At 68.0% G+C, this 23,825-nt stretch carries 20 protein-coding genes; 16 read left to right on the top strand and 4 right to left on the bottom strand.

The window, feature by feature from the left end; translation table 11 throughout:
- Window positions 1–7: 7 nt before the first annotated feature.
- A complete protein-coding gene (locus OD997_RS05625) occupies window positions 8–1,840 on the bottom strand; it encodes an AMP-dependent synthetase/ligase (protein ID WP_434330739.1) in 1,833 nt (610 codons plus the stop codon).
- Window positions 1,841–1,991: 151 nt separating this feature from the next.
- On the opposite strand from OD997_RS05625, the gene OD997_RS05620 reads away from it, so the two are divergent.
- The gene (locus OD997_RS05620) at window positions 1,992–2,690 is read left to right on the top strand and encodes a lysophospholipid acyltransferase family protein (RefSeq protein ID WP_434330738.1); all 699 of its coding nucleotides are present in this window, start codon (window positions 1,992–1,994) and stop codon (window positions 2,688–2,690) included.
- A 38-nt stretch (window positions 2,691–2,728) separates the two neighbouring features.
- Window positions 2,729–4,069, top strand: a complete 1,341-nt coding sequence (locus OD997_RS05615; protein ID WP_434330737.1) for a class II 3-deoxy-7-phosphoheptulonate synthase — start codon at window positions 2,729–2,731, stop codon at window positions 4,067–4,069.
- 86 nt (window positions 4,070–4,155) lie between these two features.
- Here the strand turns inward: OD997_RS05615 and pknB are convergent, their stop codons facing one another.
- Window positions 4,156–6,102: a Stk1 family PASTA domain-containing Ser/Thr kinase gene (gene pknB, locus OD997_RS05610; RefSeq protein ID WP_434330736.1), complete on the bottom strand. Its 1,947-nt coding sequence runs from the start codon at window positions 6,100–6,102 to the stop codon at window positions 4,156–4,158.
- Between the two features lie 79 nt (window positions 6,103–6,181).
- Complete coding sequence (locus OD997_RS05605) at window positions 6,182–7,375, bottom strand: LysM peptidoglycan-binding domain-containing protein (RefSeq protein WP_434330735.1); 1,194 nt, start codon at window positions 7,373–7,375, stop codon at window positions 6,182–6,184.
- 221 nt (window positions 7,376–7,596) lie between these two features.
- On the opposite strand from OD997_RS05605, the gene OD997_RS05600 reads away from it, so the two are divergent.
- Window positions 7,597–7,941 carry an Rv2175c family DNA-binding protein gene (locus tag OD997_RS05600; RefSeq protein WP_434332342.1) on the top strand — a complete coding sequence of 115 codons (345 nt, stop codon included), beginning with the start codon at window positions 7,597–7,599 and terminating at the stop codon, window positions 7,939–7,941.
- Window positions 7,942–7,967: 26 nt separating this feature from the next.
- Here the strand turns inward: OD997_RS05600 and OD997_RS05595 are convergent, their stop codons facing one another.
- Window positions 7,968–9,068: a polyprenyl synthetase family protein gene (locus OD997_RS05595; protein WP_434330733.1), complete on the bottom strand. Its 1,101-nt coding sequence runs from the start codon at window positions 9,066–9,068 to the stop codon at window positions 7,968–7,970.
- 85 nt (window positions 9,069–9,153) lie between these two features.
- Here OD997_RS05595 and OD997_RS05590 point away from each other — a divergent pair, with 85 nt between their 5' ends.
- The 13 genes from OD997_RS05590 (at window position 9,154) to ftsZ (ending at window position 23,815) form a co-directional block, all read left to right on the top strand.
- Complete coding sequence (locus OD997_RS05590) at window positions 9,154–9,525, top strand: DUF3040 domain-containing protein (RefSeq protein ID WP_434330732.1); 372 nt, start codon at window positions 9,154–9,156, stop codon at window positions 9,523–9,525.
- Between the two features lie 304 nt (window positions 9,526–9,829).
- Window positions 9,830–10,261 (top strand): division/cell wall cluster transcriptional repressor MraZ, encoded by a 432-nt coding sequence (gene mraZ, locus OD997_RS05585; protein ID WP_056306971.1) that lies wholly within the window; start codon window positions 9,830–9,832, stop codon window positions 10,259–10,261.
- 117 nt (window positions 10,262–10,378) lie between these two features.
- Window positions 10,379–11,317, top strand: coding sequence for a 16S rRNA (cytosine(1402)-N(4))-methyltransferase RsmH (rsmH, locus tag OD997_RS05580; protein WP_434330731.1), 939 nt, complete (start codon window positions 10,379–10,381; stop codon window positions 11,315–11,317).
- Window positions 11,314–11,901, top strand: coding sequence for a hypothetical protein (locus tag OD997_RS05575; protein WP_434330730.1), 588 nt, complete (start codon window positions 11,314–11,316; stop codon window positions 11,899–11,901). The genes rsmH and OD997_RS05575 overlap by 4 nt, the downstream gene beginning before the upstream one ends.
- A 39-nt stretch (window positions 11,902–11,940) precedes the next feature.
- Window positions 11,941–13,722, top strand: coding sequence for a peptidoglycan D,D-transpeptidase FtsI family protein (locus OD997_RS05570; RefSeq protein WP_434330729.1), 1,782 nt, complete (start codon window positions 11,941–11,943; stop codon window positions 13,720–13,722).
- 28 nt (window positions 13,723–13,750) lie between these two features.
- Window positions 13,751–15,163, top strand: coding sequence for a UDP-N-acetylmuramoyl-tripeptide--D-alanyl-D-alanine ligase (locus tag OD997_RS05565; RefSeq protein WP_434330728.1), 1,413 nt, complete (start codon window positions 13,751–13,753; stop codon window positions 15,161–15,163).
- Entirely contained in the window at window positions 15,160–16,272 is a 1,113-nt protein-coding gene (gene mraY, locus OD997_RS05560) for a phospho-N-acetylmuramoyl-pentapeptide-transferase (protein ID WP_434330727.1), read from the top strand. The genes OD997_RS05565 and mraY overlap by 4 nt, the downstream gene beginning before the upstream one ends.
- Window positions 16,262–17,800: a UDP-N-acetylmuramoyl-L-alanine--D-glutamate ligase gene (murD, locus tag OD997_RS05555; protein ID WP_434330726.1), complete on the top strand. Its 1,539-nt coding sequence runs from the start codon at window positions 16,262–16,264 to the stop codon at window positions 17,798–17,800. Before mraY ends, murD begins: the two co-directional genes overlap by 11 nt.
- On the top strand, window positions 17,769–19,007 hold the full coding sequence (gene ftsW / locus OD997_RS05550) for a putative lipid II flippase FtsW (RefSeq protein ID WP_434330725.1): 1,239 nt from the start codon (window positions 17,769–17,771) through the stop codon (window positions 19,005–19,007). The genes murD and ftsW overlap by 32 nt, the downstream gene beginning before the upstream one ends.
- Complete coding sequence (locus OD997_RS05545; RefSeq protein ID WP_434330724.1) at window positions 19,004–20,080, top strand: UDP-N-acetylglucosamine--N-acetylmuramyl-(pentapeptide) pyrophosphoryl-undecaprenol N-acetylglucosamine transferase; 1,077 nt, start codon at window positions 19,004–19,006, stop codon at window positions 20,078–20,080. Before ftsW ends, OD997_RS05545 begins: the two co-directional genes overlap by 4 nt.
- Before the next feature lie 64 nt (window positions 20,081–20,144).
- A complete protein-coding gene (murC, locus tag OD997_RS05540) occupies window positions 20,145–21,542 on the top strand; it encodes a UDP-N-acetylmuramate--L-alanine ligase (protein WP_434330723.1) in 1,398 nt (465 codons plus the stop codon).
- Window positions 21,543–21,545: 3 nt separating this feature from the next.
- Window positions 21,546–22,487 carry an FtsQ-type POTRA domain-containing protein gene (locus OD997_RS05535; RefSeq protein WP_434330722.1) on the top strand — a complete coding sequence of 314 codons (942 nt, stop codon included), beginning with the start codon at window positions 21,546–21,548 and terminating at the stop codon, window positions 22,485–22,487.
- A 176-nt stretch (window positions 22,488–22,663) separates the two neighbouring features.
- On the top strand, window positions 22,664–23,815 hold the full coding sequence (gene ftsZ, locus OD997_RS05530) for a cell division protein FtsZ (RefSeq protein ID WP_434330721.1): 1,152 nt from the start codon (window positions 22,664–22,666) through the stop codon (window positions 23,813–23,815).
- The last annotated feature ends 10 nt before the right edge of the window (window positions 23,816–23,825 follow it).

Raw genomic sequence — 23,825 nt, 5'->3', positions numbered from 1 at the left:
GACCTTCTCAGCCGCCGATCGCGACGTTGGTCGTCGTGACGGGCTCGTCGTAGATGGCGGCGATCTCGTCGGCGAAGTCGCTCATGATCACGTTCCGCTTGATCGAGAGCTTGGGGGTGAGGTGTCCGGACGCCTCAGTCCATTCGCTGTCGAGGATCGTGAACTTGCGGATCGACTCGGCACGCGAGACGCGGGTGTTGGCCGCATCCACCGCCTTCTGGATCTCGGCGCGCACCGCATCGTTCTTCGCGGCGACTGCGAGGGTCATGTCCTTGTCGAGACCGGCGTTCGCGAGCCACGTCGGCAGCATCTCGGAATCGAGGGTGACGAGGGCCGAGATGAACGGGCGCTGGTCGCCGACGACGACGACCTGGCCGATGATCGGGTTGGCGCGGATCGGGTCCTCGAGCGCGGCCGGTGCGACGTTCTTGCCGCCTGCCGTGACGATGATCTCCTTCTTGCGGCCGGTGATCGTGAGGAAGCCCTCGGAGTCGAAGCTGCCGATGTCGCCGGTGTGGAACCAGCCGCCCTCGCTGAAGGCCTCTGCAGTCGCCTCGGGATTGTTCCAGTACTCCTTGAACACGTTCACGCCGCGCACCTCGATCTCGCCGTCATCGGCGAGACGGACGCCGACGCCGGGGAGAGCGGGGCCGACGGTGCCGATCTTGGACTTGTCGGCGAGGTTCACCGTCGCGGGTGCCGTGGTCTCGGTCAGGCCGTAGCCCTCGAGGATAACGACGCCGAGGCTGTGGAAGAAGTGACCGAGCCGCGCGCCGAGCGGAGCGGAGCCCGAGACGGCGTAGACGATCCTGCCGCCCATCGCTTCGCGCAGCTTGCTGTAGACCAGCTTGTTGAACAGTGCGAACTTGAGCCGGGTTCCGAACGGGACGCTCTTTCCCGCTTCGAGCAGCTTGGAGTGCTGGATCGCGACGTCGGCCGCCGCGCGGAAGATCTTGCCCTTGCCGCCGGCCTCGGCCTTCTGCTCCGCCGAGTTGTAGACCTTCTCGAACACGCGAGGCACGGCGAGGAGGAAGGTCGGCTTGAAGGAGCCGAGCGCCGGCAGCAGCTGACGGGTGTCGGGCTGATGCCCGGTGCGGACGCCCGCGTGGATGTTCAGGATCGAGATGAAGCGCGCGAAGACGTGCGCGGTCGTGATGAACAGCAGCGTCGAGGAACCGGGCGTCTGCACGACGGCATCCAGTGCCTTGGCGGAGTTGCGGGAGAGCTCGACGAAGTTGCTGTGCGTGAGCACGCAGCCCTTCGGGCGACCCGTGGACCCGGATGTGTAGATCAGGGTGGCGATGTCGGAGCCGACGGCGATGTTGCGGAGGCGCTCGATCTCGGCGTCCGGCACGGACGCTCCCTGTGCCGTGAGCGCATCGATGGCGCCGAGGTGGAGCTGCCACACCTCGCGGAGCAGCGGGAGGTCGCCGCGGACCTCGTCGAGTCGGGCGAAGTGCTCGGGCGATTCGACCATGACGGCGATCGCGCCGGAGTCCTCGAGGATCCACTGGATCTGGGACGGCGAGCTGGTCTCGTAGATCGGCACCATCACCGCGCCGGCATAGAAGAGCGCGAAGTCGACGAGGGTCCACTCGTAGGTGGTGCGGGCGAGGAAGCCCACCTTCTCGCCGGGCTGGATGCCGGCTGCGACGAAGCCCTTGGCGAGAGCGATGACCGCGGTCTGGAAGTCGGCGGCGGTGATGTCTCGCCAGCCCTCCCCGTCGGGGACGGCGAACAGGGGGCGATCCGGAGTCGCCTCGACGCGCTTGGCCAGCAGGTCGGCGATGTTCGCATCGGGATCGGCGGGGACGACGGCGGGGACTTCAAACTGGACCACGGCAGCTCCTTCGGTACCGGTCGGGCACTGGGTTGCACACGAGTCTAGGGCATGACACCCGGTCGCACATCGGATGAGACTGAGTCGCCTTTCGCGGTCGACCGGAAGCGGGCGCTGGCGGATCGTCGACACGGCGCTAGACTTCACCTCGATGTTCTACTGGCTGATGAAGTACGTCGCGATCGGACCCGTCGTCAAGGCCGTCTTCCGACCGTGGGTGGTCGGGCGTGCGAACATCCCGGCCAACGGCGCGGCGATCCTCGCCAGCAACCACCTCTCATTCGCTGACTCGATCTTCCTGCCGCTCATGATCGACCGCCCCATGTCGTTCCTCGCGAAGAGCGACTACTTCACCGGGCGCGGGATCAAGGGCTGGGCGACGAAGTTCTTCATGAAGGCCACCGGCCAGATCCCGATCGACCGCTCGGGCGGCAAGGCCTCAGAGGCATCCCTGAACACGGGACTGCAGGTGCTGGGAAGAGGCGACCTCCTGGGCATCTATCCCGAGGGCACCCGCAGCCCCGACGGACGCCTCTACCGCGGACGCACCGGCATCGCCCGGATGGCGATGGAGGCGAAGGTGCCCGTCGTCCCCGTGATCATGGTCGACACCGACACGGCGATGCCGATCGGTCAGCGACTGCCGCGAGTGGTGCGCGTCGGGATCGTCATCGGAGAGCCCCTCGACTTCTCGCGATACGCGGGAATGGAGAACGACCGATACATCCTGCGCTCGGTCACGGACGAGATCATGGTCGCCCTCCAGCGGCTGGGGGAGCAGCAGTACGACGACGTCTACGCGTCGACCGTGAAGGACCGCCTCCCGGCGCGCGTCACACGACGCTCCTGAGGCATCTCGGCTCCGCCGCGCGCACTAGGCTGGACATCATGCTCCAGCACCACATCGACGCGCTTGACGCGTGGCGCTCGCTCCCGATCAAGCAGCAGCCTCAGTGGCCCGACGCCGAGCGCGTCTCCGAGGTCTCGACGCAGATCGCAGCGCTTCCGCCCCTGGTGTTCGCCGGCGAGGTCGACAACCTCCGCGACCGTCTCGCACGCGCAGCATCCGGGCGGGCCTTCCTGCTCCAGGGTGGCGACTGCGCAGAGACGTTCGCCGGCGCCACCGCCGATCAGATCCGCAACCGGATCAAGACCGTCCTGCAGATGGCGGTCGTGCTGACGTATGGCGCCTCGATGCCCGTCGTGAAGATGGGCCGCATGGCCGGCCAGTTCGCCAAGCCGCGTTCCAGCGACACCGAGACCCGCGGCGACGTCACGCTGCCGGCGTACCGCGGCGACATCGTGAACGGCTACGACTTCACCGAGGGCTCGCGTCGCGCCGATCCGGGCCGTCTGCTCCAGGGGTACCACACCGCCGCGTCGACGCTGAACCTCATCCGTGCCTTCACGCAGGGTGGGTTCGCCGACCTCCGTGAGGTGCACTCGTGGAACAAGGGCTTCGCACAGAATCCGGCGAACCAGCGCTACGAGCGCATGGCCGCCGAGATCGATCGCGCCATCAAGTTCATGGAGGCGGCCGGTGCCGACTTCGACGAGCTCACCCGCGTCGAGTTCTTCACGGGCCACGAGGGTCTGCTGATGGACTACGAGCGACCGATGACGCGCATCGACTCCCGCACGGACACGCCGTTCAACACCTCGGCGCACTTCCTGTGGATCGGTGAGCGCACGCGCGATCTCGACGGCGCGCACATCGACTACTTCTCGAAGATCCGCAACCCCATCGGTGTCAAGCTGGGTCCGACCACGACGCCCGAGACGGCGCTGGCTCTGATCGACAAGCTCGACCCGAACCGCGAGCCCGGACGATTGACGTTCATCACGCGCATGGGCGCGGGCAAGATCCGCGACGCTCTGCCGCCGCTGCTCGAGGCCGTCCGCGACTCGGGCGCGCAGCCGCTGTGGGTCACCGACCCGATGCACGGCAACGGCATCACGACGCCCACGGGTTACAAGACGCGTCGCTTCGACGACGTCGTCGACGAGGTGCGCGGCTTCTTCGAGGCGCACCGCGCCGCGGGCACGTTCCCCGGCGGCATCCACGTCGAGCTCACCGGCGACGACGTCACGGAGTGCCTCGGCGGATCCGAGCACATCGACGAGGCCGCGCTCGCGACTCGCTACGAGAGCCTCTGCGACCCGCGTCTGAACCACATGCAGTCGCTCGAGCTGGCCTTCCTCGTGGCTGAGGAGCTCGAGAAGCGCTGACCCCCGCGTACTGAGAAGACGAACCGCCCTTCCCGAGAACGGGGAGGGCGGTTCGTCTTTCCGGAATCGCTGGCGCGAGCCGGCGATCAGCCGCTGAGCTGGATCGAGAGCTTGACGTTGCCGCCGCGGGGGAGCTGCTTGTCGGCTCCGGGATCCTGGGCGGTCACGCGCGCCAGGTCGGCGAATCCGGGCAGGTCGCCCCAGGCGGCGTAGCTGGAGGTGAAGCCGGCGTTCTCCAGAATGCCCTTGGCTTCGACGAGGGTCTTGCCCGAGACGTCCGGAACCGGGAACAGCTCAGGCCCCTTCGAGACGATGAGCTGCACAGTGTCGCCGGGGCGCCAGTTGCCTTCTTCGGCGCGATCGGCGACCCCGACCACGAGGTCCTTCGCGACCGACTCGCTGAAGACGGACTGGACGTCGGCCGCGACCAGGAGCTGCTTCTCGGTGAGTGTGTTCGTCGCCTGATCCACCGACATGCCGGATACGTCGGGGAACGCGCCAGCAGAGACGTAGAGCTCGACCGTGTCGTCTTCGAGAAGTTCGCAGCCCTCGGCGCAGGCATAGACCTCGCCGCCGTCGCGCGGGGTGACGAAGGCGTTGATCACGCGCCCTGCATCGGCATCGGAGAACAGCACCAGAGACGTCTCGGTCGTGTTGACCTTGATCCCCGACAGATAGTCGCGGGCCTCCTGCTCGGTCTTGCCGTTGAGGGCTTCCGCTGTGTGCGAGGCGGGGCCGGTGGAGATGTACACCGTGACCTCGGTGCCCTTGTCGAGTCGCTCGCCCTCATCGGGGTCGGTGCGGATCGCCTGATCCCTGGCGACATCGATCGAGTTCTCCTCGCCGCGGACGGGGACGAATCCCTCTGCGGTCAGTGCGTCGGCTGCGGCTTCGTACGAGAGTCCTGCGACCCCCGGGACGGCGACGAGCGAGCCCGGCCCCGAGCCGAACCACCAGCCGACGCCGCCGGCGACGGTCGCGAGGAGCAGCACGAGGGTCAGCAGGAACGCTCCGCGTGCGCGACGCCTCGACGATCGGCGACGCAGGAGGGTGGCGTTGTCGACGGATTCCGGCACCGGGGCCGTCGGGTCGGCGATCACCATCGTGCTCGGCATGACCTTCGTCAGGTCGGCCGAATCGGCCTGGGAGCGCTGCGAGGTGGTCGCAGCAGCGACGGCGGGGGCGATGCCGAGGCCTCGCTCGATCTCGCGCAGACGCTCGAGCATCTGCCCGGCGTCGTCGGGGCGTTCGTCCGGGGACTTCTCGGTCGCCCACAGCACGAGCTCGTCGAGCTGCTCGGGTACCCCGGGGTTGCGCACACTCGGGCGCGGCACGGATTCGGTCGCGTGCTGGAAGGCGATCTGCATGGGCTGCTCGCCCTTGTAGGGCTGCTCGCCGACGAGCATCTCGTAGAGCATGATGCCGAGTGCGTAGATGTCGCTGCGGGCGTCTGCGGTGCCTCGGGTCACGAGTTCGGGGGCGAGATAGGCGATCGTCCCGAGAAGCTGCTGCCCGGTGGCGGTGTTCGCAGTCGTCGCGCGCGCGAGCCCGAAGTCGCCGATCTTGATGCGTCCGTCCTCGGCGAGCAGCACGTTCTCGGGCTTGACGTCGCGGTGGACGATTCCGGCGCGGTGCGCGGCGGAGAGACCGGCGAGCACCGCATCCATGATCGTGATGGTCTGGGGGATCGTGAGCCGCTTCTGCTCGCGCAGGAGCTCGCGCAGCGTGATGCCGGGGAGGTACTCCATCACCAGGTACGCGAGTTCGCCGTCCTGGCCCTGGTCGAACACGTTCACGACATGCGGGTCGGCCAATCGAGCAGCCGCACGTGCCTCCTGGATGAAGCGGCTCTGGAAGGCCGAATCGTCGCTGAGGTGCGCGTGCATGACCTTCAGGGCGATGCGTCGCTCGAGCCTGAGATCCGTCGCCACGTACACGGTGGCCATGCCGCCGCGTGCGATCCGGGCGCGTACCCGATACCGACCGTCGACAAGCCGCCCGATGAGGGGGTCGGCCTGCTGATTGGTCGTCACGTCAAGATTCTATGGAGAACTGCCTGAAAGCTTGGGGAGCGGCTCGCCCCTGGACCCTGCGGGTTTGCCCGGAAGAGGGTCACCCGTGAAGGCCGAGCCACTGATAGGCCTGGGTCTCCCACTGGCCGTAGCGCTCGGGATAGGCCGAGATCTGCACCGCCTGCGCGGCATCCGTGAATCGCATGCCCTCCCAGCCGGTGATGTCGAGAAGTCCCCGGGAGCCCTGCCCGTTGGGGTCGGATGCGCCGCCGAAGAACACGCGGGTGCTCCGGTCGGCGTCGATCGCCTGCTCCGGTGTTCCCCAGCCCATGCTCGGTCGCTGCTGGAACAGTCCCAGTGAGTCGCGGTCTCCCCACGAGAGGTTCCGCAGGCTGGATTCGACCATGGCGGTCGCGAGGGCGATGGCGATCCCGCGATCGGAGACTCCGAGATTCCGCCCGACGCTGATGATCAGGTGGGCGTTCGCGGCCTGCTCCGCATCGAGATTTGCGAACAGTTGGCCGGGTGGCGCGGTCGCAGCGGCGGGCGCCGGTGCCGGTGCGGTGACTGCGGCGGCGCCGGCTACGACGATGCTCTGCCCGGGATAGATGATCGAGCCCGAGCTCAGTCCGTTCATCGCGTAGAGCTGCGCCACGGACGTGCCGTATCGCTGAGCGATCCCGAAGAGTGTGTCGCCTGCGACGACAGCATGCGTCTGCCCACCCGACGCCACCGGGGCGGGGGCCGCGGAGGCGACGGCCACCGGCGCGGGTGTCGACGTTCCCGAGAGCGCGAGCTGCTGGCCGGGGTAGATGACGGATGCTCGGGTGAGGCCGTTCGCCGCCAGCACTGCGTCGACGCTCGTGCCGTACCGCTGCGCGATGCCGAACACCGTGTCGCCCGCCGCGACCACGTGGGTCGCCGTCGCGGGGGCTTGAGCCGGGGGAGCGGCGGGTGCCACCGGCGCGGACGCTCCGGCGAGGGACAGCGTCTGCCCCGGGTAGATGACGGATCGCCAGGTGAGGGCGTTCCACGCGAGCACATCTACCGTGCGGAGGCCGAAGCGGTTCGCGATCGACGAGATCGTGTCGCCGGGCTGCACGGTGTATGCAGCGGGGGGCGCCTCTGCCATCTTGACTTGCGTGGCACTCGAGTGGAGCCGCTCGATGGGCGGCGTGACGGCGTCTGCGGACGCGGGTACGACCGCGATCGCGCCAGAGAGGGTGCCCAGCACCGCGGCGGGCACTCCGAGCTGGAGATAGCGCGTTCGGCGCGCGACAGCATGCGTTCTCAAGGTGGTCTCCCTTGTTCGGCGTCTGCCCACGCTGACACGTATGTATACGGAAGTCAACAGAAGTGACAGGAGGTACCACTGTGACTAGTGGGACGAAAGTGACTCGATGGCACCGCAGAAATGCGGCGGCCGCGAAGAGATGAGATAGTTGCAACGTGTCTGTTCCGTCTGAAAGCAAGCCGTCTGAAACCTCGCAGTCCGAGACCGCGTCCGAGAACAGCGTGACCACTCCCGGCGTCACCGCCACCGAGTGGTTGACGATGCCGGATCTCGTCGAGGTCCTCGACGAGGCGCTGGGCCGTGTGCGACGACTCATCGACGAGCACTACCTCATCGGGTCGCGTCGCTCCGGCGTGTTCGCGGTCCCCTCGGTGTTCATCGTCGACGGTCAGCCGCTGTCCTCGCTGCGCGGGACGATCATCGTGCTGCAGGACGCCGGGTTCAGCGACGACGAGGTCATCGACTGGCTGCTCGCGCCCGAGGAGGAGCTGGGTCGTTCGCCGATCGATGCTCTTCTCGCGGGTCACAAGAGTGCGGTCCGCCGCGTCGCCCGCACGCTCGCCTGAACCCGCGAGCCTGATCGGAGTTGCGTTCAGGCTGACCGGACGGTCGCCGCACGCGCGAGATCGCGCAGGTCGCCCACGGCCGCATTGTCGAGGCGCGCGCCGGAGAGCGCGTGGTCGGCATCCTTCGCATAGATGTCGATCATGCGCTCGACGCGATCGAGCGCACCGGAACCCGAGATGGTCGCCTGGAGGAAGGCGACCTGCTCGGTCGTGAGGTCAGGGTCGCCGAGCATCTCGTCGAACAGATTGCGCGCCGACGTGTCGAGGGACTCCCTGGTGAGTGCGACCAGAACTGTGCGCTTGCCCTCGCGCAGGTCGTCGCCCGCCGGCTTTCCCGTCACGGCGGCATCCCCGTAGACCCCCAGGACGTCGTCGCGCAGCTGGAACGCCATGCCCACCGGGTGGCCGAACCGGCGCAGGGCGTCGAGCTGGTCCTCGGCACCGCCTGCGATCGCGGCGCCGAGGACCAGTGGCTGCTCGATGCTGTAGCGCGCGGACTTCAGCGAGACGACCCGTAGAGCACGCTCGACATGGGAGTCGGTCGCGTGCACGCTCCACGCCGACTCCTCGGCGATGTCGAGGAACTGACCGACCGTCACGTCTCGGCGCATGCGAGCGTATTCGCGGCGCACGGCCGCGGCGTGCGGCAGCGAATCGATCGCATCTTCGAGCAGATCGTCACTCCAGGCCACGAGCAGGTCGCCGAGGAGGATCGCGGACGAGCGACCGAACGCCGCCGCATCGCCGACCCATCCGGACTCACGATGCGACGATTCGAGGGCTCGGTGCGCTGCGGGGCGACCTCGGCGAGTGTCGGAGTTGTCGATGAGGTCGTCGTGCACGAGGGCAGCCGACTGGAAGATCTCCAGAGCCGCGCAGACATCCCAGAGTGCGGTCGATTCCTCGACGCCCCGATCCGTGAATCGGGCGACGGCCTGCCACCCGGCATGGCAGAAGCGTGCGCGCAGACGCTTGCCCCCGACGAGGGTGTCGGCCGCCGACTCGAGGAGGACCATGGCGTCAGGCCCGTAGTCGATCGACTCCTCCTTCATTCGGTCGAGGAAGAGCCGCAGGCGAGTGGCGACGGCGTCGGAGACGAGTGTGGGGGACGGCACGACTCCCAGCATACGTAAAGCCAAACGGAGGCCTTACGGCTAGCCCCGACCGACATACCGCGCGTAGAATGGATGGACGATACCCGAGGGGGACGAAATGCCACTCTCCGAACAGGAGCAGCGTCTGCTCGACGAGATGGAACGCCATCTCCTCCACAACGACGCCGACGTCGTGAGTGCGCCGTCAGGTGACCGCGCACTCAGCTACCGCAATCTCGTGTACGGAGCGCTGCTGCTCCTCGCGGGTGTCGGCGGGTTGATCGTCGGTGTCGTGCTCGGCGACGTGTGGGGTGTCGTGGTCGGCGTCATCGGTTTCGCTGCCATGCTCGGTGGCGTGATGCTCGCCGTCACCCCGGTTCGCAGGCCTCTCTCCGCCGTTCCCCGTGAGCGGGCGACCAAGCAGAAGAGTTCGGCATCCTTCATGGATCGCATGAACGACCGATGGGATCGCCGCCAAGACGGTCAGTGACCCTCACTTCCTTTTCCTCGAAGGCCCGGATGCTCTGAGCATCCGGGCCTTCGTCGTTTCTGTGCCCGGGCCCGGGCACAGGTGAGGATCGGCTCTGCACTCCCGAGGGAGCGCCTTCTGCCCCTGGCGCTCCACCGTCCTCCACCCGCCCTCCACCTCGCTCCACCGCGTGATCACGCGGAACTTCGGCGTGCCTGCATCCGCTCGGGCTGTCAATCCGAGGATTGACCGTAGGTTTGTGGAGGAAAGTGGAGTAAAGTGGGGTGCACCTCGAGTTGGCCGGACGCAGAGGGGGTGATGGCTGATGTTGCTGGGAACGCATTCTCCGAAGTTGGACGACAAGGGACGGGTCATCCTTCCCGCGAAGTTCCGCGAAGACCTCGGTGGCGGCATCGTCGTCACACGAGGCCAGGAACGCTGCCTCTACGTCTTCAGCACGGCCGAGTTCGAGGCGATGCACGAGCGGATCCGTCAGGCACCGCTCGCGAACAAGCAGGCACGTGACTTCATGCGCCTGTTCCTCTCCGGTGCGAGTGCGGAGATGCCAGACAGCCAGAACCGCATCACCATCCCCGTGCACCTTCGTCAGTACGCGGGCCTGCAGAAGGAACTCATCGTCACCGGTGTCGGCGCACACGCCGAGATCTGGGATGCCGAGAGCTGGAACACCTACCTCGCAGCCGGCGAGGAGACATATGCCGATCTCGAGCAGGAGGTGATCCCGGGACTGTTCTGACCACGGCTGTGATGCCCCGCCGCTCCTGCCCCGACACACTTCCCCGGTGCCGGGTCGAGAAGCGGAGGGGGATCAGGGCCCTGGTCACCGACATACAGAGGTCACCCGAGAAAGATCATGAACCTCCGCGACATCCACACCCCCGTACTGCTCGATCGCTGCGTCGAGCTGCTCGCTCCCGCCCTGCAGGCCGACGGAGCGGTGCTCGTCGATGCCACTCTCGGCATGGGCGGTCACTCCGAGGCTCTGCTCGAGCGCTTCCCGAACATCCGTCTGGTCGGTCTCGACCGCGACACCGACGCGCTGCGCATCGCGGGGGAGCGGCTCGCCCGATTCGAGGACCGGGTCACGCTCGTGCACACCGTGTACGACGAGATCGGGCTGCACGCCCAGGGCGCGGCCGGCATCCTCTTCGACCTCGGCGTCTCGTCCCTTCAGCTCGACGAAGCCGACCGCGGCTTCGCCTACTCGAAGGATGCTCCGCTGGACATGCGGATGGATCAGACGAAGGGCGTCACCGCCGCAGAGGTCATCGCGACCTACAGCGAAGGCAACCTCCGTCGCATCTTCGAGCGCTACGGCGAGGAGAAGCTGGCCGGCCGCTATGCGCGATTCATCATCGCCGCACGCGAGAAGCAGCCGATCACCCGCTCGGGAGAGCTCGTCGAGATCCTTCAGGCCGCGACTCCTGCTGCGGCTCAGCGCGCAGGGCACCCCGCGAAGCGCGTGTTCCAGGCTCTGCGCATCGAGGTCAACGCTGAGCTCAACGTCCTCGCCGATGCGATTCCCTCGGCCATGGACGCACTCGCTGTCGGCGGACGCATCGTCGTGATGTCGTACCAGTCGCTCGAGGATCGACTCGTGAAGCAGGCCTTCGCCGCAGGCGCAGCGTCGACCGCGCCGCGGGGCCTGCCCGTCGAGCTGCCGGAGCACGCACCGCGCTTCCGCATCATCACCAAGGGCGCCGAACTCGCCGACGACGACGAGCGCGCCAGGAACCCCCGGGCGATCCCGGTACGGCTGCGTGCCGCAGAGAAGGTGCGGGAGACCTCATGAGCCTGAATGCGCTGGCGCCCCGGCCCCATTCTCAGCCTGACGCACCGTCGCGCGCGCCGCGTCGCCGCCTCGAGCCGGTCACGGGAACGCCGGCCCGCCGCAAGCCGAAGCTCGCCTATGCGCTCATCGCCGTCGCGGGAGCGCTGGCGATCGGAGCCGTGCAGATCGGGCTGTCGCTCGCGATCACCCAGGACTCGTTCACGCTGGCGAGTCTCTCGTCCGAGCAGCACGAACTCGACCTCCGCACGAACGCACTGCAGGAGGACCTGACCGGTCTGAGCTCGCCGCAGTCCCTCGCGACAGGAGCCGCTGCACTCGGCATGGTGGTCGCCGGCTCGCCGGCCTACCTGCGACTCAGCGACGGTGCCGTGTTCGGTCAGGGGACAGGCGCGGTCGGGGCATCGACCATCGATCCGAACGGTGCCGGCGCAGTGAGCAACGCTCTGTTGAACGACGTGCCGGTGAATGCCTCCACAGAGGATGACGCCACGCCGGAAGGCACGCCGGACGGCACTGCGGGGCAATCCGCCGAGGAGCTGCCGCCGGCCATCACCGACGGGCTCCCGAGCCCCAGCACCCGCTAGCCGGATCCACCGACCATCACGACCTGACGGAGAGAGTCCATGACGACACGAGCCACCCGGACGCCCCGGCGACGCACGGTCGTCGCGCTGGCAGTGATCCTGTCGATCCTCGCCGCGTTCGTCGTGCGACTGGTCGACATCCAGGTGGTCAAGGCTGACGAGCACGTCGCGCAGTCGCTGGAGTTCATCGCGCACGGCACCGCCATCCCCGGGCAGCGCGGATCCATCGTCGACGCGGACGGCGCCGTGCTCGCCGAGAGCGTCAACGTCTACGACGCCCAGCTGAGCCCTCAGGTGATCCGACTCCTCGAAGAGGATGAGAAGAACCCACCGGCGCTGCCGTGGGCCGAAGCCTCCACTCGCATCGCTGAGATCATGGGGCTGGATGCCGAGAAGCTCCGCGACGACGTCGCCGCCGCGCTTGCCGAGAACCCCGACTCTCAGTACTTCCCCCTCGTGAAGGGCCTCAGCACCGAGCAGTACATCGAGCTGCGCGACCTCAAGATCTCGTCCTACCTCACGATGAAGCCGCGCGAGGTGCGGGTCTACCCGAACGGCGCCGTCGCCGGAAACCTGCTCGGTTACCTCAACGGTGCGGGTGAGGCTCAGGCCGGCATCGAGAAGATGGACGAGAAGTGCCTCGCACCGACCGACGGTGAGGAGTCGTACCGCACCGGCAAGAACGGCGTGGTCATCCCCGGCAGCGAGAGCAAGGTCGACGCCGTGGACGGCGGCGCTGTGCAGCTCACGATCAACAGCGATCTGCAGTGGTACATGCAGCAGATGATCGCCGAAGAGGCACAGGCGCAGGGCGCGAAGGGCGGCACCGTGACGGTCGTCGAGGTCGCCACCGGCAAGATCCGGGCGGCCGCGGAGTGGCCGACCATGGACCCCAACGACCTGGATGCCTCGTCGTCCGACACCTGGGGCAGCAAGCTCTTCACCTACCCGTTCGAGCCCGGCTCGACGTTCAAGGCGGTCACCGCCGCGGCGATCATGGAGAACGCCGGCGTGACCATGACGAGCCCCACGGTGTCTGCTTCGTCGAAGGAGAAGTTCGACAACGGGGCCGTGATCAACGACGCGTTCGTGCACCCGACCTTCCAGTACACCCTCGCCGGCGCGCTCATCGACTCCTCGAACGTGGCACTGTCGAAGTTCGGCACCATGGTGAGCCCCGATGTGCGTTACGACTACCTGCAGCGCTTCGGAGTCGGCACCAGGACCATCGACTTCCCGGACGAGGCCGGCGGCCTGCTGCACCCGACCAGCGAGTGGGACAACCAGTCGCTGTACACGACCACGTTCGGACAGTACTTCACTGTCACCGCCCCGCAGCTCGCAGGCGCCTACCAGGCGATCGCGAACGGCGGAGAGAAGATCGGCCTGTCACTGATCGAGTCCTGCACGACGCCCGACGGCACGGTCGTCACCCCCGAGGCTGCGGCGCACGACCAGATCATCAAGCCCGAGACCGCCGCTGACCTGACGCGGATGCTCGAGAATGTCGCCGTCCAGGGCGGCAACGCCGAGCGCATCCAGGTTCCCGGCTACCGCGTGACCAGCAAGACGGGTACCGCGCAGATCCCGGACGGCAACGGCGGATACAAGGCCGGCGTGTACTACACCAGCATGGTGGGCTTCGCTCCCGTCGATGACCCTCAGTACGTCGTCGTGGTGACTCTCGACGAGCCGACTAGAGTTACATCGTCTGCTGCCACCGCGTCGGCCTTCCAGAAGGCGATGACCCAGACCATGAAGACCTACCGCGTGATGCCGTCCTCGACTCCGATGGACGCACTGCTTCCCAAGTTCGAATAGACGGCGCCCTGCCGCGCCTGGAGACGTCATGATCGCCCTGTCGCTTGCTGAGATCGCCACCGTCCTCGGGGGTGATCTCCGCCTCGCCGGTACCGCGACCGCCGAGACCCTCGTCGACGGCGTGGTCGACACCGATTCGCGCAACATGGCGCCCGGATCCGTCTTCGTCGCGAAGCCGGGGGCGGAGACCGACGGTCACCGCTTCGTCGGCTCTGCGCTGGCCGCCGGCGCCGTTCTGGCCATCGTGGAGCATCCGGTCGACGACGAGATCACGCAGATCGTCGTGCCGAGCGCCGTGGGCGCCCTCGCCGATCTCGCGCGCGAGGTCGTAGCCCGCGTGCGTGCCGAGGGGAACCTCAAGATCGTCGGCATCACCGGGTCGAACGGCAAGACGACGACCAAGAACTTCCTGGCCCGCATCCTCTCCGGCGAGGGCGAGACGGTCGCGCCCATCAATTCGTTCAACAACGAGGTCGGCGCTCCGGTGACGATGCTGCGGATCACGCACGACACGCGCTTCCTCGTCAGCGAGTTCGGTGCGGACGCCCCGGGCAGCATCGCCCGTCTCGCGGGACTCGTGGAGCCGGACATCGCCGTCGTGCTGATGGTCGGCATGGCGCACGCCGGCGGCTTCGGCGGCATCGAGGCGACGGCCAAGGCCAAGTCCGAGCTGGTCGCCGCGGCCATACCCTCAGGAACGGCCGTGCTCAACGCCGACGACCCCCGTGTCGCGGCGATGCGCGAGCTCGCGGTCTCGCGCGGCTTGCAGGTCGTCGGCTTCGGCCAGAGCGCCGCGGCAGATGTGCGAGCCCATGACCTCGAGGTCACCGCATCCGGCACCTCCTGCGTGATCGAGGCCGCGGGGGAGCGGCTCCCGCTCCGACTGCAGGTCCTCGGCGCGCACCACATCGGCAATGCCCTCGCCGCCATCGCGGCTGCGCGTGTGCTGGGCGTCTCGACGGCCGACGCGATCGCGCGTCTCGAGACGGTCGAGATCGCCGAGCGCTGGCGCATGCAGCCGATGGGCAACGACCGGGTGCGCATCATCAACGACGCCTACAACGCGAGTCCGGACTCGATGGCCGCGGCGCTGCGCACCCTCGCGCAGATCACCGGCCCCGACGAACGGACGGTCGCCGTGCTCGGCGCCATGAGCGAGCTGGGTGAGACGGCGGGTGAGGAGCACGACAGGATCGGTCTGCTCGCCGTGCGGTTGAACATCCAGCGGATCGTGGTCATCGGCCCCGAGGCCCGCCGCCTCTTCATCTCCGCGATCGGCGAGGGCTCGTGGGACAGCGAGGCCGTGTTCTTCCCCGACCAGGACTCAGCCTTCGAGTACCTGCGCGGCGAGCTGCGCGACGGCGACCGCGTGCTCGTGAAGTCATCCAATTCCGTCGGGCTCCGGCACCTCGGCGATCGTCTGGGAGAATTGTTCTCGTGAGATCTCTCATCATGGCGGCCGCCATCTCGCTCGCCTTCACCCTCTTCCTGACTCCCGTCTTCCTCCGGCTCTTCCGGAAGTGGGGCTGGGGACAGGTCATCCGCACGCCCGAGGCGATCGAGAACCCGAGCCACGAGGCGAAGCGGGGAACCCCGACGATGGGCGGCGTGATCTTCATCGTCGGCACCATGGTCGGCTACTTCACCGGAACCTACGTCGGTGGCGGCACGCCCTCGACATCCGCGCTCCTCGTCATCTGGCTGATGGTCGGTTTCGGGGCCGTCGGCTTCATCGACGACTACATGAAGGTGCGCAGCCAGCGCAGTCTCGGACTCTCTGGATGGCGCAAGATCATCGGCCAGCTGCTGGTGATCATCCCGTTCGGCATCGTCGCGCTGAACTTCCCGAACTCGTACGACCAGACGCCGGCATCCGGCTCGATCTCGCTCTTCCGCGACATCCCCTGGCTGAACCTCTTCGCCTTCGCCGCGATCCTCGGCTGGGCCCTGTACCTGCTGTGGATCTCGGTGATCGGCGTGGCGACGTCCAACAGCGTCAACCTCACGGACGGGCTCGACGGCCTCGCTGCGGGAGCCGGAGTCATCGTCGTCGGCGCGTACAGCCTGATCGCCTTCTGGCAGTTCAAGCAGTCCTGCGTCGGCGAAGGCGTTGAATCGGCGGCCATCGGCGGATGCTACGAGGTGCGCGATCCGTTCAGCCTGGCGATCATCGCCGCGTCGTTCGCCGCCAGCCTCATCGGATTCCTCTGGTGGAACGCCCCCAAGGCCAAGGTCTTCATGGGCGATGTCGGGTCGATGGCGATCGGCGGTGTGATCACCGCCATGGCGATCCTCACCCGCACCGAGCTGCTGCTCTTCGTGATCGCCGGTGTGTTCGTCCTCGCGTCCGGCTCGGTCATCCTGCAGCGTGCTTACTTCAAGGTCACCCGCGGCAAGCGGCTGTTCCTGATGAGTCCCTTCCACCACCATCTCGAGATGCGCGGATGGTCGGAGGTCACGATCGTGGTGCGGATGTGGATCATCGCGGGCCTTCTCGCCGTGTCTGCCGTCGGACTCTTCTACGTCGAATGGCTGACGCGTGTCAGCTGAGTCCAGACTCGCGACGCTGACCAGCTGGCACTCCGACTGGTCGGGCCTGCGGGTCGCCGTGCTCGGGCTCTCGATGACCGGGTTCTCGGTGGCCGACACGCTCACGGAGCTCGGAGCAGATGTTCTCGTGCTGAGCGAATCGGCCGAGCAGGAGTACGCCGATCTCCTTCCCGTGATCGGCGCGCGCCTCGAACTGGGATCGCTCGCCGAGGTGCCCGAGGTCCTGAGCGACTTCGCCCCCGAGGTGGTCATCGCCTCTCCCGGTTTCTGTCCCGCGCACCCCGTGATCCGGTGGGCGCAGCAGTCGGGCATCTCGATCTGGGGTGACATCGAGCTCGCCTGGCGCGTCCGCGACAAGGTCACGCGCGCCGACGGCACTCCGGCCGACTGGGTGCTGATCACCGGCACGAACGGCAAGACCACCACGACGCAGCTGACGGCGTCCCTGCTCGTCGAGGGTGGGCTGCGTGCGGCCCCGTGCGGCAACATCGGCGTGCCGGTGCTGGACGCCGTGCGCGATCCCGAAGGCTTCGACGCGCTCGTCGTCGAGCTCTCCAGCCACCAGCTCTGGTACCTCGGACAGTCCAGCGCCGAGGGACAGATCTTCCCGCACGCGTCGGTGTGCCTGAACCTCGCGGACGACCACCTCGTATGGCACGGCAGCGCGCAGGCGTATCGCGACGCGAAGGCGGTCGTGTATCGCAACACCCGGGTCGCCTGCGTCTACAACAAGGCCGATGAGGCGACCAGGATCATGGTCGAGGAGGCCGAGGTCGTCGACGGCGCCCGCGCGATCGGATTCGATCTCGGGATCCCCGGTCCCAGCGATCTCGGCGTGGTGGAGGGGCTGCTCGTCGATCGGGCGTTCCTCGATGATCGGGCGACCAGCGCCCTGGAGCTGACGACGGTCGCCGACTTGCAGGACGTCGGCCTCGCCGCACCGCACATCGTGCAGAACATCCTCGCGGCCAGCGCCCTCGCACGTTCGCTCGGGGTCGAGCCCGAAGCCATCCACGCGGCCCTCCAGTCGTTCCGACTCGACGAGCACCGCATCCAGGTCATCGCGCGCCACGCCGGCATCACCTGGGTCGACGATTCCAAGGCGACGAATCCGCATGCCGCGGCCTCGTCGCTGCGCGCCTACCCCGGTGCGGTCTGGGTCGTCGGAGGGGATCTGAAGGGCGTCGACATCGCCGATCTGGTCGCATCCGTCGGCACGACGGCCCGTGCGGCCGTCGTGATCGGTGTCGAGCGCACCTCCGTCGTCGCGGCATTCGAGCGACACGCGCCGGGGGTGCCGGTATTCGAGGTGGATGCTGGCGAGACTGGTCACGTCATGAATCGCGTCGTGGAGATCGCCGCGGGGATCGTCGATGGCGAGGGAACAGTTCTGCTGGCCCCCGCAGCGGCATCCTTCGATCAGTTCTCCAGCTACGCGGATCGCGGACACCGCTTCGCCGAGGCGGTGCGGGACTGGATAGACCGGGGGAGCGCCGATGACGCAGGTCGCACGCCCCCCTCGGTCTGAGTCCGGCCGCACCTCGTCGGGCGGTCTCGCCGCCCGCGTCTCCCTCGGGAAGCGATTCACCCCGGTCTCGACCGAGTTCCTGATGATCGCGTCGGCCGCCCTGATGCTGACCATCTTCGGCCTCGTGATGGTGCTCTCGGCGACGAGCGCGACCGCGGTGTCGAAGGGCGAGAACCCGATGGACGGCGCGCTGCGCCAGGGGATCTTCGCCGTGCTCGGCATCCCGTTGATGTTCCTGATCTCGCGGCTGCCCATCGCCTTCCTCAAGCGCATGGCCTGGCCGGCGCTGTTCGGCTCCATCGCCCTGCAGCTGCTCGTCTTCACGCCCCTCGGCATCGAGGACGGCGGTAACCGCAACTGGATCATGATCGCCGGGTTCACCCTGCAGCCGTCGGAGTTCCTGAAGCTCGCGCTCGCGCTCTGGGTCGGGTACGTCCTGCTGCGCAAGCAGACGATGCTCGGGACCTGGCATCAGGTGTTCATCCCGGTGGTCCCGGTCGGGGCCCTCGCGATCGGCACGGTCATCGCCGGAAAAGACCTCGGCACCGCGATGGTGCTGGTCATCGTCCTGCTCGGCTGCCTGTTCTTCTCCGGCGTGAAGCTGCGGCTGTTCATCCTGCCGGTGCTGCTCGGCATCGTCGCGGTCATCGCCCTCGCGGTCACGAGCCCTGACCGCATGCGGCGCATCACGGCCACGTGCTCCGACATGTCGGCCTACACCGGTGACTGCTACCAGTCGATCCACGGGATCTGGGGCATGGCCTCCGGCGGCATCTTCGGCGTCGGTCTCGGCAACTCGCAGGAGAAGTACGGGTGGCTGCCCGCTGCCGGCAACGACTTCATCTTCGCGATCGTCGGAGAGGAGCTCGGGCTGATCGGCTGCATCGTCGTCCTCGCGCTCTTCACGCTCTTCACGGTCGGCGCCTTCCACATCATCCGCAAGACGGACGACCCGTTCATCCGCGTCGCGGCCGGCGGCCTCACCGTCTGGATCACCGGACAGGCCGTGTTCAACATCGGCGTCGTCATCGGGCTGTTCCCGGTCATGGGCGTTCCGCTGCCGTTCATGTCGCAGGGCGGCACGGCGCTCCTCGCGGTGCTCATCGCCTGTGGCGTCCTGCTGTCCTTCGCGCGCACTCTCAAGGTGCCGGAAGCACGTGCGGCTGAGCGGACCCCCTCGGCAGGGCGGGGTAGGGTCACACGGTGACCACGTACCTTCTCGCCGGCGGTGGAACCGCCGGTCACGTCAACCCCCTGCTCGCCGTCGCCGACGGACTGCGAGCCCGCGAAGCCGATGCGACCGTCCTCGTGCTGGGCACGGCAGAGGGACTCGAGTCCCGGCTCGTCCCCGCCCGCGGATACGAACTCCTCATCGTCGACAAGGTCCCGTTCCCGCGTCGTCCGAACAGGCAGGCGGCGGCATTCCCCGGCCGTTTCCGTCGGGCGATCGCGCAGGTGCGGGAGCACATCCGTGCACACGGCGTCGACGTCGTGGTCGGATTCGGCGGATACGCCTCGGCTCCGGCCTACGTCGCCGCGCGCCGAGAGGGTGTTCCCTTCGTCGTGCACGAGGCCAATGCCAAGCCTGGCCTCGCGAACGTGCTGGGTGCGCGTCGCGCCGCAGCGACCGGAGTCGCCTTCGGCGGCACGAAGCTGCGCGGAGGCGAGGTCGTCGGCATGCCGCTGCGCCGCGAGGTGATCGAGCTCGACCGCGCCGCCGCTCGCGACGAGGCCGCAGAGCACTTCGGGCTCGATGCCTCTCGTCCGGTCCTGCTCGTGTTCGGCGGATCGCTCGGAGCTCAGCGCCTGAACGAGGCGCTCGCGGACTCCTGGGGCGACGTCCTGGCCGCCGGATGGCAGCTGCTGCACGTCACGGGCGAGCGCAGCGACCTGGCCGACCCCGAGGTGCCCGGCTATGCGCTGCGTCGTTACGTCGACCGCATGGATCTCGCGTTCGCCCTGGCCGACCTCATCGTCTCGCGCTCCGGGGCGGCGACGGTCAGCGAGATCAGCGCGCTCGGCATCCCCGCGCTGTACGTGCCGTACTCGGTGGGCAACGGCGAGCAGCGGCTCAACGCGGCATCCGCCGTCGCCGCCGGCGCCGCCCGTCTGCTCGACGACGCCACCTTCGACGGCGACGCCGTGCGACGCATCGTGATCCCCGTGCTGAAGGATCCGCAGCGGCTCTCGTCGATGGCGGACGCTGCAGGTCGAGTGGGCACCCGCAGCGGCACCGAGAACGTCATCGCCCTCGTGGACCGAGCCCTCGGGCTCGTCTGACTCCGTTTCAGACACGGCTCAGCGCCGCCGAAACGTCCTCACCGAAAAGTAGACTGAATCCGACATGATCAGACCTGACCTCACCCTCCCGATCCCCGAGTCGATCTCCTCCGCGCACTTCATCGGCATCGGCGGATCCGGCATGAGCGGCCTCGCCAAGATGTTCCTCGACGCCGGCATCCGCGTGTCCGGGAGCGACCGGGCGGACAGCGACAATCTCCGCGCCCTTGCAGCGGCCGGTGCCACGGTGCACGTCGGACACGATGCCGCCCACCTCGGCGATGCCGACACCGTGGTGCACACGGGAGCGATCTGGCCCGAGAATCCCGAGTTCCTCCTCGCGAAGGAACGTGGATTGCACGTGATCCATCGTTCGCAGGCCTTGCACTGGCTGATCGGCGCGCGGAGGCTCGTCTCGGTCGCCGGTGCGCACGGTAAGACGTCGTCGACCGGCATGATCGTGACGGCTCTTCAGGCGCTCGGTGCCGACCCGAACTTCGTGAACGGCGGCGTGATCGAGCAGCTCGGAGTCTCCAGTGCGACGGGCACGGGTGAGCTCTTCGTGATCGAGGCCGACGAGTCGGACGGCACCTTCCTGCTCTACGACACCGCGGTCGCGCTCATCACGAACGTCGACCCCGACCACCTCGACCACTACGGGTCCGACGAGGCCTTCCACGACGCGTTCGTGCGCTTCGCCGACGCCGCCACCGAGGCCGTCGTCATCTCCAGTGACGATGCAGGCGCGCTGCGCGTGGGCGCCGGGCTCTCGCACCCGAACGTCATCACCTTCGGGCAGGCCGAGGATGCCGACGTCCGCGTCACCGACATCGTGGCTGCGGGCCCCGTCTCCGCGACGATCACCCGGGGCGAGGAGAGCGTGAGGCTGCAGCTCGCCGTGCCCGGCGCGCACAACGCGATCAACGCGGCGGGAGCCATCACGGTGCTCCTGTCCGTCGGCTTCGACCTGGCGGAGTCCGCGCGCGCCGTCGAGGGCTTCGCCGGCACCGTGCGCCGGCTCGAGCAGCACGGAGTCGAGCGCGGCGTCACGGTCTACGACGACTACTCGCACCACCCGACCGAGGTGCGGGCGGCGCTCGAAGCGATGCGCTCGATCGCCGGCTCCGGCAGGATCATCGCGATCCAACAGCCCCACACGTACTCGCGCACGCAGCACATGTTCCGTGAGTTCGCCGACGTGCTCGAGGCCTACGCCGACCACACGGTCGTGCTCGACGTCTACGGTGCCCGCGAGGACCCGGTTCCCGGTGTCACGGGTGAGCTGGTCAGCGGTGCCTTCCGGGACCCCTCGCACGTGCACTTCGTCGCGGACTGGCAGCAGGCCGCCGACTACACGGCGTCGGTCGCACGTGAGGGCGACTTCGTCGTGACTCTCGGCTGCGGAAACGTCTACCAGATCATCCCGCAGGTGCTCGAGTCGCTGCGGACCACAGAGGTCTAGGCGATGCGACGTCCGCCTCCGCTTCCCACGCCTCCCGCGGGTCTCGCGGAGGACGAGTCCGCAGCCGGGCGACGGGCGGGCTCTCGTGGTCGCGCACGCGCCGCTGCGGGTGGCGGCCGGCGCGAGGATGCGGATGTCGTCGATCTCGGGGCCTTCGCAGGAGGCGCTGGCGCGGAGGACGCCGAGCGGCCGACGTCGACGCGTGACGTCTGGCGTGCCGCGCGCGCACGACGCAAGGCGCTCCGGGCGGAGATCCGGCGCTTCACCCAGCGCTCACGTCGTCGACGGATCATCTGGCTGAGCGCGATCGGGGCTGTCGTCCTCCTCGTCGGGGGAACCACCGCCGCGGCATACAGTCCGCTGTTCGCGGTCGAGAAGATCACCGTGGTGGGCGCGACGACCCTGGATGCCGCGACGGTCGAAGCCGCACTGGTCGACCAGGTCGGCACCCCGCTCGCCTCGATCGATTCGAGCGAGGTCAAGGCGTCTCTGCTGGCCTTCCCGTTGATCGAGACCTATGCACTGGAGGCGAGACCGCCGCACGACCTCACGGTGCGGATCGTCGAGCGCACACCCGTCGGCGTCATCCGCTCTGAGGCGGGGTACACGCTCGTCGACGCCGCAGGGGTCGCTCTCGCGACGACGTCGGATCAGCCTGCCGGGCAGCCCGTCCTCGACATCGAGGGCGGCACCGACTCTGCAGCCTTCGAGAGCGCGGGTCTCGTCGTGCGATCGGTGCCGGCCGACCTGAGAGCGATGCTCACGGGCGTGCGGGCGACGTCGCCGGATGACGTGACGCTCACGTTGAGCTCGGGTCTCACCGTCGTGTGGGGAAGCTCCGAGGACTCGCCGATGAAGAGCGAGGCCCTCTCGAAGACCCTGATCGGGCGTCCGGACGCATCCACGATCGACGTCACCTCGCCGCACGCGGTGGTCGTCGGCTGAGGTTTCGACGGCAAACGGGCGACACGCCCGTGTCGTTGCGGGTGCGCGGGGGCGTGACGCTTACCTTCGAACAAGAGAAACCAATACCGGGAAATACTTTACACCTCTAGTTGAGGTTTAAGGTTCAACCCTCGGAATCTCGCCCAAAGACAGGCTCGACTATTCGGAGGCCGGCCATGAGCCAGAACCAGAACTACCTCGCCGTGATCAAGGTCGTCGGCGTCGGCGGTGGCGGCGTCAACGCCGTCAACCGCATGATCGACCTCGGTCTCCGCGGAGTCGAGTTCATCGCAGTGAACACCGACGCGCAGGCGCTGCTGATGAGCGACGCCGACGTCAAGCTCGACGTGGGCCGCGAGCTCACTCGCGGACTCGGCGCAGGAGCAGACCCCGAGGTGGGCCGTCGCGCCGCCGAGGACCACGCGGAGGAGATCGAGCAGGCTCTCACGGGTGCCGACATGGTCTTCGTGACCGCAGGTGAGGGAGGCGGGACCGGAACCGGTGGCGCCCCCGTCGTCGCGCGTATCGCGAAGTCGATCGGCGCACTGACGATCGGTGTCGTGACCAAGCCGTTCTCGTTCGAGGGTCGCCGTCGTCAGAGCCAGGCCGAAGCCGGCGTGGTGAAGCTCAAAGAAGAGGTCGACACCCTCATCGTGGTGCCGAACGACCGACTCCTCGAGATCAGCGATCGCGGGATCTCGATGATCGAGGCGTTCGCCACCGCAGACCAGGTCCTCCTCGCGGGTGTGCAGGGCATCACCGACCTCATCACGACCCCGGGTCTGATCAACCTCGACTTCGCGGACGTCAAGTCCGTCATGCAGGGCGCGGGTTCCGCACTCATGGGAATCGGATCGGCGCGCGGCGCCGACCGCGCGATCAAGGCCGCAGAGCTGGCCGTCGAGTCGCCGCTCCTCGAGGCGAGCATCGAGGGCGCCCACGGCGTTCTGCTCTCCATCCAGGGTGGATCGAACCTCGGTATCTTCGAGATCCACGACGCCGCGGACCTCGTCAAGGAGGCCGCGCACCCCGAGGCGAACATCATCTTCGGTACGGTCATCGACGACACGCTCGGCGACGAGGTGCGTGTCACGGTGATCGCCGCCGGCTTCGACAGCGGCGAGCCGTCGCTGCGTCTGGACCCGATGGTCGTCACGCGACCCGCTGCGGCGAGCACGCTCCCCGAGGTCGCTCTCTCGAACGACGAGGACAGCAAGCCCGCCTCCGAGACCGTCGAGGCCGAGAAGACCCCGCAGCGCGTCACGGCCACGAGCATCGAGCCCGCTTTCGCGGATGACGACATCGACATCCCCGAATTCCTGAAGTGACCCTCGCGCA

It is taken from the genome of Microbacterium sp. CGR1 (assembly GCF_051062835.1).
In the GTDB taxonomy this organism is placed as follows: domain Bacteria; phylum Actinomycetota; class Actinomycetes; order Actinomycetales; family Microbacteriaceae; genus Microbacterium.
This window is presented reverse-complemented; position numbering and strand designations above follow the sequence as displayed.

What these genes read in the sequence shown, in the direction of transcription:
- OD997_RS05570 (WP_434330729.1), top strand. Translation starts at nt 11,941, where the DNA reads ATGACGACACGAGCCACCCGGACGCCCCGGCGACGCACGGTCGTCGCG.
- rsmH (WP_434330731.1), top strand. Translation starts at nt 10,379, where the DNA reads ATGAACCTCCGCGACATCCACACCCCCGTACTGCTCGATCGCTGCGTC.
- OD997_RS05620 (WP_434330738.1), top strand. Translation starts at nt 1,992, where the DNA reads ATGTTCTACTGGCTGATGAAGTACGTCGCGATCGGACCCGTCGTCAAG.
- mraZ (WP_056306971.1), top strand. Translation starts at nt 9,830, where the DNA reads ATGTTGCTGGGAACGCATTCTCCGAAGTTGGACGACAAGGGACGGGTC.
- OD997_RS05575 (WP_434330730.1), top strand. Translation starts at nt 11,314, where the DNA reads ATGAGCCTGAATGCGCTGGCGCCCCGGCCCCATTCTCAGCCTGACGCA.
- ftsW (WP_434330725.1), top strand. Translation starts at nt 17,769, where the DNA reads ATGACGCAGGTCGCACGCCCCCCTCGGTCTGAGTCCGGCCGCACCTCG.
- ftsZ (WP_434330721.1), top strand. Translation starts at nt 22,664, where the DNA reads ATGAGCCAGAACCAGAACTACCTCGCCGTGATCAAGGTCGTCGGCGTC.
- OD997_RS05615 (WP_434330737.1), top strand. Translation starts at nt 2,729, where the DNA reads ATGCTCCAGCACCACATCGACGCGCTTGACGCGTGGCGCTCGCTCCCG.
- OD997_RS05535 (WP_434330722.1), top strand. Translation starts at nt 21,546, where the DNA reads ATGCGACGTCCGCCTCCGCTTCCCACGCCTCCCGCGGGTCTCGCGGAG.
- OD997_RS05595 (WP_434330733.1), bottom strand. Translation starts at nt 9,068, where the DNA reads ATGCTGGGAGTCGTGCCGTCCCCCACACTCGTCTCCGACGCCGTCGCC.
- OD997_RS05565 (WP_434330728.1), top strand. Translation starts at nt 13,751, where the DNA reads ATGATCGCCCTGTCGCTTGCTGAGATCGCCACCGTCCTCGGGGGTGAT.
- murC (WP_434330723.1), top strand. Translation starts at nt 20,145, where the DNA reads ATGATCAGACCTGACCTCACCCTCCCGATCCCCGAGTCGATCTCCTCC.
- OD997_RS05590 (WP_434330732.1), top strand. Translation starts at nt 9,154, where the DNA reads ATGCCACTCTCCGAACAGGAGCAGCGTCTGCTCGACGAGATGGAACGC.